Origin of the sequence: Parvibaculum sp., from assembly GCF_030694575.1 — a bacterium.
Taxonomy (GTDB): Bacteria; Pseudomonadota; Alphaproteobacteria; order Parvibaculales; family Parvibaculaceae; genus Parvibaculum.
Genome location: NZ_JAUYUS010000033.1, coordinates 1 through 14,753, shown reverse-complemented (window position 1 = coordinate 14,753; position 14,753 = coordinate 1). Strand labels below are relative to the sequence as shown.

Genomic DNA, 14,753 nt, shown 5'->3' with positions numbered 1-14,753 from the left:
AAGGCGAGAACCGCGAGCGGCTCCTCGTCGGAAGACCCGCGCGTATCCGTCTCTTCGGTCTTCGGATCGATGCCCTGCATGCGCTCGACTTCGAGCGGCGACGGCAGGTAGTCGACGACAGCGTCGAGCATGGGCTGCACGCCCTTGTTCTTGAATGCGCTGCCGCAAAGAACCGGAACGAACTTGCGGGCAATCGTGCCCTTGCGGATGAGCTTCTTGAGGGTCGCCTCGTCGGGCTCGTTGCCGTCGAGATAGGCCTCCATCACTGTGTCGTCCATCTCCACAGCGAGCTCGACGAGCTTCGCGTGATACTCGTCCGCCTGCTCCTTGAGCTCCGGACGAATGTCGCGGTACTCGAATTCCGCACCGAGCGACTCATCCTTCCAGATGATTTCCTGCATCTTCAACAGGTCGATCAGACCTTCGAATTCGGATTCCGAACCGATCGGCAGCTGCACCACAAGCGGCACCGCGCCGAGACGCGTCACGATCATGTCGACGCAGCGATAGAAGTTCGCGCCCATGCGGTCCATCTTGTTGACGAAGCACATGCGGGGCACACGGTATTTGTCGGCCTGGCGCCACACCGTTTCCGACTGCGGCTCCACGCCGGCAACGGAGTCGAACACGGTGACCGCGCCGTCGAGCACGCGGAGCGAACGCTCGACTTCAATCGTGAAGTCCACGTGGCCGGGCGTGTCGATGATGTTGATGCGCTTGTCTTTCCAGAAGCACGTCGTCGCGGCGGACGTGATCGTGATGCCGCGCTCCTGCTCCTGCTCCATCCAGTCCATCGTGGCGGCGCCGTCGTGCACTTCGCCGATCTTATGGCTCACGCCCGTATAGAACAGGATACGCTCGGTCGTCGTCGTCTTACCGGCATCGATGTGAGCCATGATGCCGATATTGCGGTAATCTTCGAGCTTTGTTTTGCGTGCCATAACGGTCTGCCTTTGGAGGTCTTGAACGCTTTACCAGCGGTAGTGCGAGAAGGCGCGGTTGGCTTCGGCCATGCGATGCGTGTCTTCACGCTTCTTGACGGCCGAACCGCGATTGTTTGCGGCGTCGAGCAGCTCGCCCGAGAGGCGCGCCACCATCGTCGTCTCGTTGCGCGCGCGGGCGGCGGCAATGATCCAGCGGATGGCGAGTGCGCGGCGGCGGTCCGGACGAACTTCGACCGGCACCTGGTAGGTCGCGCCGCCGACGCGGCGCGAGCGCACTTCAAGCGCCGGCATCACGTTTTCAAGGGCTTCGTGGAAGGTCCGCAGCGGATCGACGCTGGCCTTCTGCTGCATCTGGTCGAACGCGCCGTAAATGATGGTTTCGGCGGCGGACTTCTTGCCGTGATACATCAGGCTGTTCATGAACTTCGCGAGGATCACGTCGCCATATTTGGCGTCCGGAATAACGTCTCGCTTTTCTGCGCGGTGGCGTCTGGACATATCTCTGACCCTTACTTCGGACGCTTCGCGCCGTACTTCGAACGACGCTGGCGGCGGTCTTTCACGCCCTGCGTATCGAGCACACCGCGGATGATGTGGTAGCGGACACCGGGAAGATCCTTGACGCGGCCGCCGCGGATGAGCACCACGGAGTGCTCCTGCAGGTTGTGGCCCTCGCCGGGAATGTAGCTCGTCACTTCGAACTGGTTGGTCAGGCGCACACGGGCGACCTTACGCAGAGCGGAGTTCGGCTTCTTCGGCGTCGTCGTATAGACGCGCGTGCATACGCCGCGCTTCTGCGGGCACGCCTGCATGGCCGGTACTTTGTTACGCTTCACAAGCGGCTTGCGCGGCTTGCGGATCAGTTGGTTGACGGTGGGCATTCGCCTGCTCGATCCTGTCTGTCCAAACAAAAAACAGCCGCGCCGCCCCGGACATCGTCCGGAAGTTGGCTGCGCGCGCTCATGGACACGAAACCCCTTCGGGTCTTGAGTCCAAATGCAGAGGATTCCGGCCTTGCGCCCGGAATCTTGCGCCATTCCTCGTATTCTGCTTACCGGCCCCAGTGTCTAGATCCGGCCAAAGACCAAATCCCTTCAGGGATTTAGCGGTCATCGGCCCGGGTGCCTCTACTACCTGGAGCGAAAGTGGGCGGAAACTACTCTGGGGGTCCCCACCCGTCAACCCCAATCCTTAAAAAATGCCCGCAAAACGGGGCCCCGGAGGGGTTAAAGAGACGTTTCGCCTCCGAACCGGCCTGCCGGCGCCTCCGAAGCACCTCCCGCAGCCCGAATGGGGTGTTCTGGCCCCCTCCCCGCACACTTTTTTGAACCGGAGATTCGTGCCACGACGGCGGCTGATTCTCGGGCATCGCCGGCGGCCCAGGGCCAAACGAAACAGGCCGCCCCTCGGGGCGGCCTGCTGTATCACTTTATATATGTAGAACTCAGGCAGCGCCTTCCGCCGGCTCCTTGATCTCCGTGGAGGCGGTCGGCGTCGAGCCGGCCTGGTCCTCGAGGATCTTGTCGTCCCGCGTCTGGGCCTCGCCACGCAGGCGCTGAAGCATCCCGCCGGTGCCCGCCGGGATGAGCCGGCCGACGATGACGTTTTCCTTCAGACCGACCAGCTGGTCGACCTTGCCGGAAACCGCCGCCTCCGTAAGGACGCGGGTGGTCTCCTGGAAGGACGCGGCCGAGATGAACGACCGGGTTTGCAGGCTCGCCTTGGTGATGCCGAGCAGGACCGGAACGGCCGTGGCCGGCGTCTTGCCCTGCGCCTGGAGCTTGGCATTGAGCTCGTCGAACTCCGAGCGGTCGAGCTGTTCGCCCGGCAGCGTGATGGAGTCGCCGGGATGCGTGATCTCGACCTTCTGCAGCATGTTGCGCACGATCACTTCGATATGCTTGTCGTTGATCGACACGCCCTGCAGACGATAGACGTCCTGCACCTCGTTCACGAGATAGGCAGCCAGCTCCTCGACGCCCGAAATCGCAAGGATGTCGTGCGGCGCGGGGTGACCGTCGAGGATGAACTCGCCCTTCTCGATCACGTCGCCTTCCTGCACCGAGATATGCTTGCCCTTCGGGATCAGATATTCGATCGGCTCGAGGCTCTCATCCAGCGGATGCACGATGATGCGGCGCTTGTTCTTGTAGTCCTTGCCGAATTCCACACGCCCGGTCGCTTCCGCAATGATGGCGTGATCCTTCGGACGGCGCGCCTCGAAGAGCTCCGCCACGCGCGGCAGGCCGCCCGTGATGTCGCGCGTCTTGGCGCCTTCCGTCGGAATACGTGCCAGCACGTCGCCGGCATGGACTTCCGTACCGTTATCGACCGACAGAATGGCGTCCACCGAAAGCAGGTAGCGGGCATCGTTGCCGCTGGCGAGCTTCAGTATCTTGCCGTTCTTGTCTTTCACGACGACCGCGGGCCGAAGCTCGCTGCCGCGCGGAGAAGCGCGCCAGTCGACGACGACACGGCTGGAAATACCGGTCGCTTCGTCCGCCACTTCGCGGATCGACACGCCATCCACCAGGTCCTCGAACTCCGCGACACCGTTCACTTCGGTCAGCATCGGCATGGTGTAGGGATCCCATTCCGAAATCCGCTGACCGCGTTCGATCTTGTCGCCGTCGTCGAACTTCAGACGCGAACCGTAGGTCAGCTTGTGCGAGGCACGTTCGCCGCCGTGTTCGTCGATCACCTGAACCTGCACGTTGCGGCCCATGACGACGAGAACGCCGTTCGAATCCTTCACCACGTTGCGGTTCACGATCTTGATCGTACCGGCATGGTTGGACTCGATGAACGAGCTGTCCACCACTTGCGCCGTGCCGCCGATGTGGAACGTGCGCATGGTGAGCTGTGTGCCCGGCTCGCCGATCGACTGCGCGGCGATGACGCCCACCGCTTCGCCCATGTTTACCGGCGTACCGCGCGCGAGGTCGCGGCCGTAGCAGGCGCCGCAAACACCATTCGCAGCTTCGCAAGTCAGCACCGAACGGATGCGGATCGATTGAACGTTCGCCTCCTCGATGAGGTCGACATCGGCCTCGGCGATCAGGTGGTTCTTGGCGATCAGCACGCCGCCCGTCGCCGGGTTCATCACATCTTCGGCCGTGGTGCGGCCAAGAACGCGCGTGCCGAGCGAGACGATCACGTCACCGGCTTCGATCACGGCCTGGACGGTGATGCCGCCCTCCGTGCCGCAATCCTCTTCGGTGATGATCGAGTCCTGCGCGACGTCCACGAGACGGCGCGTGAGGTAACCCGAGTTCGCCGTCTTGAGCGCGGTGTCGGCGAGGCCCTTACGTGCACCGTGGGTCGAGTTGAAGTACTCGAGAACGGTAAGGCCTTCCTTGAAGTTCGAGATGATCGGCGTCTCGATGATTTCACCCGACGGCTTGGCCATAAGGCCGCGCATGCCGGCGAGCTGCTTCATCTGGGCAGGCGAACCGCGCGCACCCGAATGAGCCATCATGTAGATCGAGTTGATCTGCTTCTCGCGCTTTGTCTCCGCATCGACCTGGACAGCCGAAATCTTCTGCATCATCACGTCGGCGACGCGATCGGTGCACTTCGCCCAGGCGTCGACGACCTTGTTGTACTTCTCGCCCTGCGTAATGAGGCCGTCGATGTACTGCTGCTCATATTCGGTCGCGAGCGTCTGCGTCTCTTCGACGAGCTTCGCCTTCTCTTCCGGAATGACCATGTCGTCCTTGCCGAACGAGATGCCGGCACGGAACGCCTGACGGAAGCCGAGCGCCATGATCTGGTCGCAGAAGATGACCGTCTCTTTCTGACCGCAATGGCGATAGACCACATCGATCATCTTGGAGATGTCGCGCTTCGTCAGCAGGCGGTTCACGAGATCGAACGGCACGTTCGGGTGCTTCGGCAGAAGCTCGCCCACCATCATGCGTCCGGGCGTCGTGTCCACGACCTGCGTGAAGGAGTTGCCGTCGGCATCCTTCGTCGTGTAGCGCGCCTTGACCTTGGCATGCAGCGTTACCGCCTTGGCGGCAAGTGCGTGCTCGATCTCCGACATGCTCCCGAAGACCATGCCCTCGCCCGGCTCATTGTCCTTCTGGATGGTCACATAATAGAGACCGAGGACGATGTCCTGCGACGGAACGATAATCGGCGAACCGTTCGCCGGATGCAGGATGTTGTTCGTCGACATCATCAGCACGCGCGCTTCCAGCTGCGCTTCGAGCGACAGCGGAACGTGCACGGCCATCTGGTCGCCGTCGAAGTCGGCGTTGAAGGCCGCGCAAACCAGCGGATGAAGCTGGATCGCCTTGCCTTCGATCAGCACCGGCTCGAACGCCTGGATGCCCAGACGGTGAAGCGTCGGCGCGCGGTTGAGCAACACCGGATGTTCGCGGATCACCTGTTCCAGGATTTCCCAGACTTCGGGACGCTCCTTCTCGACCAGCTTCTTCGCTTGCTTCACCGTCGCGCTGAGACCCTTCGCCTCAAGGCGCGAATAGATGAACGGCTTGAAAAGTTCGAGCGCCATCTTCTTCGGCAAGCCGCACTGGTGGAGCTTGAGTTCCGGACCCACGACGATGACCGAACGGCCGGAGTAGTCGACACGCTTGCCGAGCAGGTTCTGACGGAACCGGCCCTGCTTGCCCTTCAGCATGTCGGCGAGCGACTTCAGCGGGCGCTTGTTCGCGCCCGTGATGACCCGGCCGCGGCGGCCGTTGTCGAACAGCGCGTCCACCGATTCCTGGAGCATGCGCTTTTCGTTACGGATGATGATATCCGGCGCGCGCAGTTCCATCAGCCGCTTCAGACGGTTGTTGCGGTTGATGACGCGGCGATAGAGATCGTTGAGGTCGGACGTCGCGAAGCGGCCGCCATCGAGCGGCACCAGCGGCCGCAGCTCCGGCGGGATGACCGGAATCTGCGTCATGATCATCCATTCCGGCTTGTTGCCGGATTCGATGAACGCCTCGATCAGCTTCAGGCGCTTCGCAAGCTTCTTCGGCTTCAGTTCCGACGTCGACTCGGCGATCTCCACCCGGAGGTCGGCCGCGATCTTCTCGAGGTCGAGCGCCATCATCAGCTCACGGATAGCTTCGGCGCCGATTCCGGCCGTGAAGCTGTCCTCGCCATACTGGTCCTGCGCGTCGATATACTCTTCCTCGGTGAGAAGCTGACGCTCCTTCAGCGAGGTGAGGCCCGGCTCCAGAACGATGTAGTTCTCGAAATAGAGAACCCGCTCCAGATCCTTCAGCGTCATGTCCAGCAGGAGGCCGATGCGCGACGGCAGCGACTTCAGGAACCAGATGTGGGCCACGGGCGCCGCGAGTTCGATATGGCCCATGCGCTCGCGCCGGACCTTCGACAGCGTCACTTCAACGCCGCACTTCTCGCAGATGATGCCCTTGTACTTCATGCGCTTGTACTTGCCGCACAAGCATTCGTAGTCCTTGATCGGACCGAAGATACGGGCGCAGAACAACCCGTCGCGTTCGGGCTTGAACGTGCGGTAATTGATCGTTTCCGGCTTCTTGATCTCGCCGTAGGACCAGGAAAGGATCCGTTCCGGGCTCGCAATCGAAATCTTGATCTGATCGAACGTCTGCGTCGGCGCCGTCGGATTGAAAAGGTTCATGACCTCTTGGTTCATGGACTTCTCCTGAGCTCAGCCTCAAAGCCAACGGGGATCGTATATGCGCGTCCGGTGGGGCCTTCCGTCCGCTTACCCCGTATTCGAATTCTCATGCCTTCATCGGTCCCGCATCGCGGGGGAAGGCGGCGGCGCACCCTGAAGCGCGCCGCCTCTTCTTTTTCTCGTCAGCTGACCGCCGGCGTAAGCAGCTCGACATTGAGGCCAAGCGACCGCATTTCCTTCACGAGAACGTTGAAGCTCTCCGGAATGCCAGCCTCGAACGTGTCGTCGCCGCGCACGATGGCTTCGTAGACCTTCGTGCGGCCGGCCACGTCGTCCGACTTCACCGTCAACATCTCCTGCAGCGTGTAGGCGGCGCCATAGGCTTCGAGCGCCCACACTTCCATTTCGCCGAAGCGCTGGCCGCCGAACTGCGCCTTGCCGCCCAGCGGCTGCTGGGTAACGAGCGAGTACGGGCCGATGGAGCGTGCGTGGATCTTGTCGTCCACGAGATGGTGCAGCTTCAGCATATAGATGTAGCCCACCGTCACCTTGCGGTCGAAAGGCTCACCGGTGCGTCCGTCGTGGAGCGTTACCTGGCCCGAATGATCGAGACCTGCGAGTTCCAGCATCTCGACGATTTCAGGCTCGCGTGCACCGTCGAAAACCGGCGTCGCGATCGGCACGCCGTTCGTCAGGTTGCCCGCCATCTCCACAAGCTGCTCTTCGTCGAGCGAAGCCACCGTCGGATCGTCGCCATAAATCTGTTTGACGAGGTCCTTCAGTTCCTTCGGCTTGTTCTCGCGACGATAGCTGTCGAGCGCGACCTGTATCTTCTTGCCGAGACCCGCACAGGCCCAGCCGAGATGGGTTTCCAGAATCTGACCGACATTCATGCGGCTCGGCACGCCGAGCGGGTTGAGCACGATGTCGACCGGCTGGCCATCGTCGAGATAGGGCATGTCTTCCATCGGCACGATACGGCTGATGACGCCCTTGTTGCCGTGACGGCCAGCCATCTTGTCGCCGGTCTGCAGCTTGCGCTTCACGGCCACGAAGACCTTGACCATCTTCATCACGCCCGGCGGCAGTTCGTCGCCGCGCTGCAGCTTGTCGACCTTGTCGGCAAAGCGCGCTTCGAGGCGCTCCTTGCTTTCGTCGTACTGCTTCTTCAGCGCTTCGATTTCCGACTGTGCCTTCTCGTTCTTGAGCGCGATCTGCCACCACTGACCGTGGCTGAGATCGTCCAGATTGGACTGGCTCACCTTCGCATCCGCTTCCATGCCCTTCGGGCCCGAAGCGATCTGCTTGCCGAGCAGGATCTCGGAAAGACGGCCATAGACGTTGCGGTCGAGAATACCGAATTCGTCGTCGCGGTCTTTCGCGAGACGTTCGATTTCCTCGCGCTCGATCGCCATCGCGCGCTCGTCCTTGTCGATGCCGTGACGATTGAACACGCGCACCTCGACGACCGTGCCCTGCACGCCCGGCGGCAGACGAAGCGACGTGTCGCGCACGTCCGATGCCTTCTCGCCGAAGATGGCGCGCAGAAGCTTTTCTTCCGGCGTCATCGGGCTTTCGCCCTTCGGCGTGATCTTGCCGACGAGGATGTCGCCGGGGTTCACTTCGGCACCGATATAGACGATGCCCGCTTCGTCGAGGTTTTTCAGCGCTTCTTCACCGACGTTCGGAATGTCGCGCGTGATTTCCTCAGGCCCGAGCTTCGTGTCGCGCGCCATCACTTCGAACTCTTCGATGTGGATGGACGTGAACACGTCGTCGCGAACGATGCGCTCGGAGATGAGGATGGAGTCCTCGAAGTTATAGCCGTTCCAGGGCATGAAGGCGACGAGCACGTTGCGGCCGAGCGCCAGATCGCCGAGTTCGGTCGAGGGACCGTCCGCGATGATGTCGCCCTTCTTCACCTGATCGCCCACACGCACCAGCGGACGCTGGTTGATGCAGGTGTTCTGGTTGGAACGCTGGAACTTCCGCAGGTTGTAGATGTCGACGCCCGACTTGGACGAGTCGACTTCTTCCGTTGCGCGGATGACGATACGTGTGGCGTCCACCTGATCGACCACGCCGGTCCGGCGTGCACCGATGGCGGCACCCGAGTCGCGCGCCACCACTTCTTCCATGCCGGTGCCGACGAGCGGCGCCTCGGAACGGATGAGCGGCACAGCCTGACGCTGCATGTTCGAGCCCATGAGAGCGCGGTTCGCGTCGTCGTTCTCGAGGAACGGGATGAGCGCGGCGGCCACGGACACGATCTGCTTCGGCGACACGTCGACGAAGTCCACCTGGTCCGGCGGCACCATCTCGAAGTCGCCGTCGATACGGCAGTTGACGAGTTCGCCTTCGATCTCGCCTTTCTTGCCGATCGCCACGTTCGCCTGCGCGATGCGGTAGCGGCTTTCCTCCATCGCCGAAAGATAGACGATGTCGTCGGCCAGCTTGCCGCCCTTCACGCGCCGGTACGGGCTTTCGATGAAGCCATACTTGTTGACGCGGGCAAAGGTCGCCAGCGAGTTGATGAGGCCGATGTTCGGGCCTTCCGGCGTTTCGATCGGGCAGATGCGGCCGTAATGCGTCGGATGCACGTCGCGCACCTCGAAGCCGGCGCGCTCGCGCGTCAGACCGCCGGGCCCAAGCGCGGAGAGACGGCGCTTGTGCGTGATTTCCGAAAGCGGATTCGTCTGGTCCATGAACTGCGAAAGCTGCGAAGACCCGAAGAACTCGCGAACCGCCGCCGCTGCCGGCTTGGCGTTGATGAGATCGTGCGGCATAACGGTGTCGATATCGACCGACGACATGCGTTCCTTGATCGCCCGTTCCATGCGCAGGAGGCCGACGCGATACTGATTTTCCATCAGCTCGCCGACCGAACGCACGCGACGGTTACCGAGATTGTCGATGTCGTCGATCTCGCCCTTGCCGTCGCGCAGGCCCACCAGCGTCTTGATGACCGCAAGGATATCTTCCCTGCGAAGCACGCGCACCGTGTCCTCGGCATCGAGGTCGAGACGCATGTTCATCTTCACGCGGCCGACCGCGGAGAGGTCGTAGCGTTCGGCATCGAAGAACAGGCTCTTGAAGAGCGCTTCCGCCGTGTCGGCGGTCGGCGGCTCACCGGGACGCATGACGCGGTAGATGTCGATCAGCGCCTGCTCGCGGTTCGTGCACTTGTCCACAGCAAGCGTGTTGCGGATGAAAGCGCCCGTGTTCACATGGTCGATGTCGAGCGTGATGATGTCGGTGTGGCCGGCCTCGACCAGCGCCGCCAGAAGCTCCGGCGTGATTTCGTCGCCCGCCTCGGCGAAAATCTCGCCGGTTTCCATGTTGACGATTTCCTGCGCGAGGTAGCGCGTGTGGATATCCTCGTCCTGGACGAGAAGCTCCTTCAGGCCTTCCTCAGCGAGCTTCTTTGCGAGACGCGGCGTCACCTTGCGACCCGCCTCGACTGCAACCTTGCCCGTTTTCGCGTCGATCAGGTCGCGTTCCGGCTTGGCGCCGCGATAGCGGTCGGCGTTGAACGGCACGCGCCAGCCCTGCTTCACCTTCGTGAAGGTGACGCTGTTGTAGAACGTGCTGAGAATTTCTTCCGAGTCGAGACCGAGCGCATAAAGCAGCGTCGTCACCGGCAGCTTGCGGCGGCGGTCGATGCGGACGAACACGATATCCTTCGCGTCGAACTCGAAATCGAGCCACGAACCGCGATAGGGGATCACGCGCGCGGCGAACAGAAGCTTGCCGCTCGAATGCGTCTTGCCCTTGTCGTGGTCGAAAAAGACGCCCGGGCTGCGGTGCATCTGCGAGACGATCACGCGCTCCGTGCCGTTGATGACGAAGGTACCGTTCTCCGTCATGAGCGGCATGTCGCCCATGTAAACGTCCTGCTCCTTGATGTCCTTGACGGACTTCGCGCCGGTATCTTCATCGACTTCGAACACGATCAGCCGCAGCGTCACTTTCAGCGGCGCGGCGAATGTCATGCCCCGCTGCTGGCATTCCTCGACGTCGTACTTCGGCGTTTCGAATTCGTAGTTCACGAATTCGAGCGTGGAAGACTCGGAGAAATCGCTGATCGGGAAAACCGACTTGAAGACCGCCTGGAGCCCCTGCTCCTCGCGTCCGCCCGTCGGTTCGTCAACCTGCAGGAACTGGTCGTATGAATATTTCTGAACCTCGATCAGGTTCGGCATCTCCGCGATCTGCGGAATGTGCCCGAAGACCTTACGAACCCGCTTTCGACCAGTGAAGGACTGCGTCATATGTGCTCCTCGCAACGCTCTGCATTAGAACGGCGGCCGGGCTTTCAGTAGGAGATAAAGGGCAGCCCGGTCTCAGGCCCATTTTCTCCTTGGGGGGTATCCGGCGCATGTAGCGCCGGAGCGTCGGCCGGAGCGAGGGACTCTCGTCTCCCGTTCCGGCCGCAGTCTCGTAGCGAACTTACTTGAGTTCGACCTTCGCGCCGGCCTTCTCGAGCTGCGCCTTGATCTTGGCAGCTTCGTCCTTGGACGCGGCTTCCTTGACGGTCTTCGGAGCGCCTTCGACCAGGTCCTTGGCTTCCTTGAGGCCGAGGCCGGTGATCGCACGCACTTCCTTGATCACCTCGATCTTCTTGTCGCCGGCGGCGGCAAGAATGACGTCGAATTCGGTCTGCTCTTCGGCAGCGGCGGCCGGAGCCGCACCGGCGGCCGCAACGGCAACCGGAGCAGCGGCGGAAACGCCCCACTTCTCTTCGAGCATCTTCGACAGCTCGGCCGCCTCGAGGACGGTCAGGTTCGAAAGTTCATCGACAATTTTCGCAAGATCGGTCATTTCAAAGTCTCTCTGGTTGGATTCGATTGGTTCGGGTCACCGCAGCGGTCAAGCCGCTTCGCTCTTGGTGGCATAGGCATTCAGCACACGCGCCAGTTGGCCGGCAGGCGCCTGCACCACGCCCGCGATGCGGGTGGCCGGCGTCTGGATCATGCCCACGATCTTCGCGCGCAGTTCGTCGAGCGACGGCAGATCGGCAAGCTGCTTCACTGCTTTTGCATCGAGAACCGTCTCGCCCATCGCTCCGCCGAGGATCACCAGCTTCTGGTTTTCCTTGGCGAACTCGATCGCAACCTTGGGAGCTGCAACCGGGTCCTGCGAATAAGCGATCGCCGTCGGCCCCGCGAAGAGATCGCTGATCTCCGTCATCGGGGTGCCGTCCAGAGCGAGCTTCGCCAACCGGTTCTTCGTCACTTTGAACGAAGCGCCGGCCTTGGCCATCCGCGAACGCAGATCGGACATCTGGTTCACGGTGAGGCCGCTGTAGTGGGCAACGACAACCACACCGGCGTTCGCAAACACGCCGTTGAGATGCGTTACGAGCTCTGACTTTTCAGCTCTGTCCACTTTGCTCTCTCCGTGTGTACGAAACCCTCGTACACTTGGGGGCGGTTTCGGCCGGACCACTTGTCCGCCCTTGCCGCCATTGGCATTTGCCGCTCGTTTCAGTCGCGTGGCGCGAGCCTCGTAACTGCGTGAGCGGCGCTCACTTGCCTGTCGTCCCGGGCTCCAACCGATCCATGGACCCGAAGGTCCGTGAAATCGTTCAAACTCCCGTCTATTGCCGGCCGCCGTCTCGTGGCGATTAAGCGTCGGTTCGAAAACCTCGGCACCCGCAGTCTCGGACAGGTGAACGGACGATGGCGTAGCCACTCCGGCTTGCGCCGAAGTGGTTACACTCCCGTCCGTACTTGCCGCCCGCACCCGGAGGCGCGAGCGGAAACTCTTTCAGCGCTTACGCGCCCGCCGCAACGCTCTGCGGCTCGACCTTCACACCGGGGCCCATCGTCGAGCTGATCGCGATGCGCTTGATGTAGGTGCCCTTGGCACCCGTCGGCTTGGCCTTCTGCACCGCATCGATCAGGGCCCGGATGTTCACCAGGATCTGGTCTTCGCTGAAGCTCGCCTTGCCGACGCCGGCATGAATGATGCCCGCCTTCTCGACGCGGAATTCGACGGCGCCGCCCTTGGCCGCTTTCACGGCTTCGGCAACATCCGGCGTCACCGTACCGACCTTCGGATTCGGCATCAGACCGCGCGGGCCGAGCACCTTACCGAGACGGCCGACCAGCGGCATCATGTCCGGCGTCGCGATGCAGCGATCGAAATCGATCTTGCCGCTCTGCACGATCTCGGCAAGATCGTCGTCGCCGACGATGTCCGCACCGGCCGCACGCGCCTGGTCCGCCTTGTCGCCCTTCGCGAAAACCGCGACGCGAACGGTACGGCCCGAACCGCTCGGCAGCGCCACGACGCCGCGAACCATCTGGTCCGCGTGACGCGGGTCGACACCGAGAGCGATCGCCACTTCGATCGTCTCGTCGAACTTCACGCTCGCGCGATCCTTGACCATCTTCACCGCTTCATCGAGACCGTAGGTCTTCTTGCGGTCGATACCCTCACGGGCCTTTTCAATACGCTTGCCTGCTTTTGCCATAACGCTCACTCCACTACCTGAAGGCCCATGGAACGGGCGGAACCGGCAATAATCTTTGTCGCCTGATCGAGATCGTTCGCGTTCAGATCGACGAACTTCGCTTCGGCGATCTCGCGGCACTGGGCCACCGTGACGGTGCCGGCGCTTGCGCGGCCCGGCGTCTTGGAGCCCGAAGTGATCTTCGCGGCCTTCTTCAGGAAGTAGGACGCAGGCGGCGTCTTCATCGCGAAAGTGAAGGAACGGTCCGAAAAAGCCGTAATCACGACCGGGATCGGCATACCCTGTTCCATCTTCTGCGTGGCGGCATTGAACGCCTTGCAGAATTCCATGATGTTGAGACCGCGCTGGCCGAGCGCGGGGCCGATCGGCGGCGACGGATTGGCCGCGCCTGCCGGCACCTGTAGCTTGATATAACCTTCGATTTTCTTCGCCATGTCTTTCCCCTGCCGGATACCTCCGGCGCTTTGGGTTAGTGGTCAACGGCGCCTCGGAAGAAATCTTCCTCAGCGCCTCCCACGAGAGCGCAAAAGCAAAAAGCCCTAAAGCTTTTCGACCTGTGCGTATTCGAGTTCGACCGGGGTCGCCCGGCCGAAAATCGACACGGCAACCTTGAGCCGCGCCTTTTCTTCGTCGACTTCCTCGACGAAACCGTTGAACGAGGCGAACGGACCGTCCGCCACGCGCACCTGCTCGCCGATCTCGAACGTGATCGAGGGCTTCGGCCGCTCCACGCCTTCCTGCACCTGATGCAGGATGCGGTCGACTTCCGCCTGGCTGATCGGCTGCGGTTTGTTGTCCGCGCCGAGAAAGCCGGTCACTTTCGGCGTATTCTTCACGAGGTGATAAGCCTCGTCGGTCAGGTCCATCTTCACCAGCACATAGCCGGGGAAGAATTTCCGTTCCGCATTGATCTTGCGGCCGCGACGCACCTCGACGACCTCTTCGGTCGGCACGAGGATTTCCTCGAACTGGTCCGCAAGCCCCTGCTGCTCAGCCTGCTCGCGCAGCGATTCCGCGACCTTCTTTTCGAAGTTCGAGTAGGCGTGAACGATGTACCAGCGTTTAGCCATATTTGTTTCCGACGGAGCCCGCGGGCTCCTGACCTCAATTGCCGCCGAAGCCGAGCACGAGCGAGACGATATAGCTCAGCGCCGTGTCGGCCAGAAAGAAGAACACCATCGCGAACACCACCATGATGAAGACCATCACCGTGGTGATAACGGTTTCGCGGCGCGTCGGCCAGGTGACCTTCGAGGTCTCCGACCGGACCTGCTGGATGAATTCGAGTGGATTGGTCTTCGCCATTTTCCTACCAACTGCCTCTCGGTTTCATACCCAACTCAGCCGCCCATTTCGCAGAGGGCTCGTCCCCGACCTGCCGTTCCGTCCCCGCCTCGAATAGTCCGCGGCGGACGGTGGCAGGAGTGGAGGGGCTCGAACCCCCAACCCCCGGTTTTGGAGACCGGTGCTCTACCAGTTGAGCTACACTCCTAGGTCCTGCCGTGTGAGCGGCAAACCTTACTTCAACACTTTCGAGACGACGCCGGCGCCGACGGTACGTCCGCCTTCACGGATGGCGAAGCGGAGCTTCTCTTCCATCGCGATGGGGGCGATCAGCGTCACGTTCATCTTCACGTTGTCGCCGGGCATCACCATCTCGGTCCCTTCCGGCAGCGTCACCACGCCCGTCACGTCCGTCGTGCGGAAG

11 protein-coding genes, 1 tRNA gene and 1 pseudogene are annotated in these 14,753 nt (G+C 62.0%); all 13 read right to left on the bottom strand.

Going from position 1 to position 14,753, the window contains the following annotated elements; genetic code table 11:
- A partial coding sequence (locus Q8S60_RS05960) for a GTP-binding protein (protein WP_305668425.1) occupies window positions 1-941 on the bottom strand: 941 nt, incomplete at its 3' end.
- Window positions 942-971: 30 nt separating this feature from the next.
- Entirely contained in the window at window positions 972-1,442 is a 471-nt protein-coding gene (rpsG, locus tag Q8S60_RS05955) for a 30S ribosomal protein S7 (RefSeq protein ID WP_012111655.1), read from the bottom strand.
- Between the two features lie 11 nt (window positions 1,443-1,453).
- Entirely contained in the window at window positions 1,454-1,825 is a 372-nt protein-coding gene (gene rpsL / locus Q8S60_RS05950; protein WP_012111654.1) for a 30S ribosomal protein S12, read from the bottom strand.
- Window positions 1,826-2,388: 563 nt separating this feature from the next.
- Complete coding sequence (gene rpoC / locus Q8S60_RS05945; protein WP_305278301.1) at window positions 2,389-6,582, bottom strand: DNA-directed RNA polymerase subunit beta'; 4,194 nt, start codon at window positions 6,580-6,582, stop codon at window positions 2,389-2,391.
- Between the two features lie 167 nt (window positions 6,583-6,749).
- On the bottom strand, window positions 6,750-10,838 hold the full coding sequence (gene rpoB / locus Q8S60_RS05940) for a DNA-directed RNA polymerase subunit beta (protein ID WP_305278300.1): 4,089 nt from the start codon (window positions 10,836-10,838) through the stop codon (window positions 6,750-6,752).
- A 178-nt stretch (window positions 10,839-11,016) separates the two neighbouring features.
- Window positions 11,017-11,388, bottom strand: a complete 372-nt coding sequence (rplL, locus tag Q8S60_RS05935; protein ID WP_305278299.1) for a 50S ribosomal protein L7/L12 — start codon at window positions 11,386-11,388, stop codon at window positions 11,017-11,019.
- Between the two features lie 48 nt (window positions 11,389-11,436).
- Complete coding sequence (rplJ, locus tag Q8S60_RS05930; protein ID WP_305278298.1) at window positions 11,437-11,955, bottom strand: 50S ribosomal protein L10; 519 nt, start codon at window positions 11,953-11,955, stop codon at window positions 11,437-11,439.
- A gap of 388 nt (window positions 11,956-12,343) precedes the next feature.
- On the bottom strand, window positions 12,344-13,045 hold the full coding sequence (gene rplA, locus Q8S60_RS05925) for a 50S ribosomal protein L1 (protein ID WP_305278297.1): 702 nt from the start codon (window positions 13,043-13,045) through the stop codon (window positions 12,344-12,346).
- Window positions 13,046-13,050: 5 nt separating this feature from the next.
- Complete coding sequence (rplK, locus tag Q8S60_RS05920) at window positions 13,051-13,479, bottom strand: 50S ribosomal protein L11 (protein WP_305278296.1); 429 nt, start codon at window positions 13,477-13,479, stop codon at window positions 13,051-13,053.
- A 105-nt stretch (window positions 13,480-13,584) separates the two neighbouring features.
- Window positions 13,585-14,115 (bottom strand): transcription termination/antitermination protein NusG, encoded by a 531-nt coding sequence (nusG, locus tag Q8S60_RS05915; protein ID WP_305278295.1) that lies wholly within the window; start codon window positions 14,113-14,115, stop codon window positions 13,585-13,587.
- 34 nt (window positions 14,116-14,149) lie between these two features.
- Window positions 14,150-14,350 carry a preprotein translocase subunit SecE gene (gene secE / locus Q8S60_RS05910; RefSeq protein ID WP_305278294.1) on the bottom strand — a complete coding sequence of 67 codons (201 nt, stop codon included), beginning with the start codon at window positions 14,348-14,350 and terminating at the stop codon, window positions 14,150-14,152.
- A gap of 111 nt (window positions 14,351-14,461) precedes the next feature.
- Window positions 14,462-14,537, bottom strand: a tRNA-Trp gene (locus Q8S60_RS05905).
- A 26-nt stretch (window positions 14,538-14,563) separates the two neighbouring features.
- Window positions 14,564-14,753 (bottom strand): annotated as a pseudogene (tuf, locus tag Q8S60_RS05900) (elongation factor Tu); the annotation flags it as partial.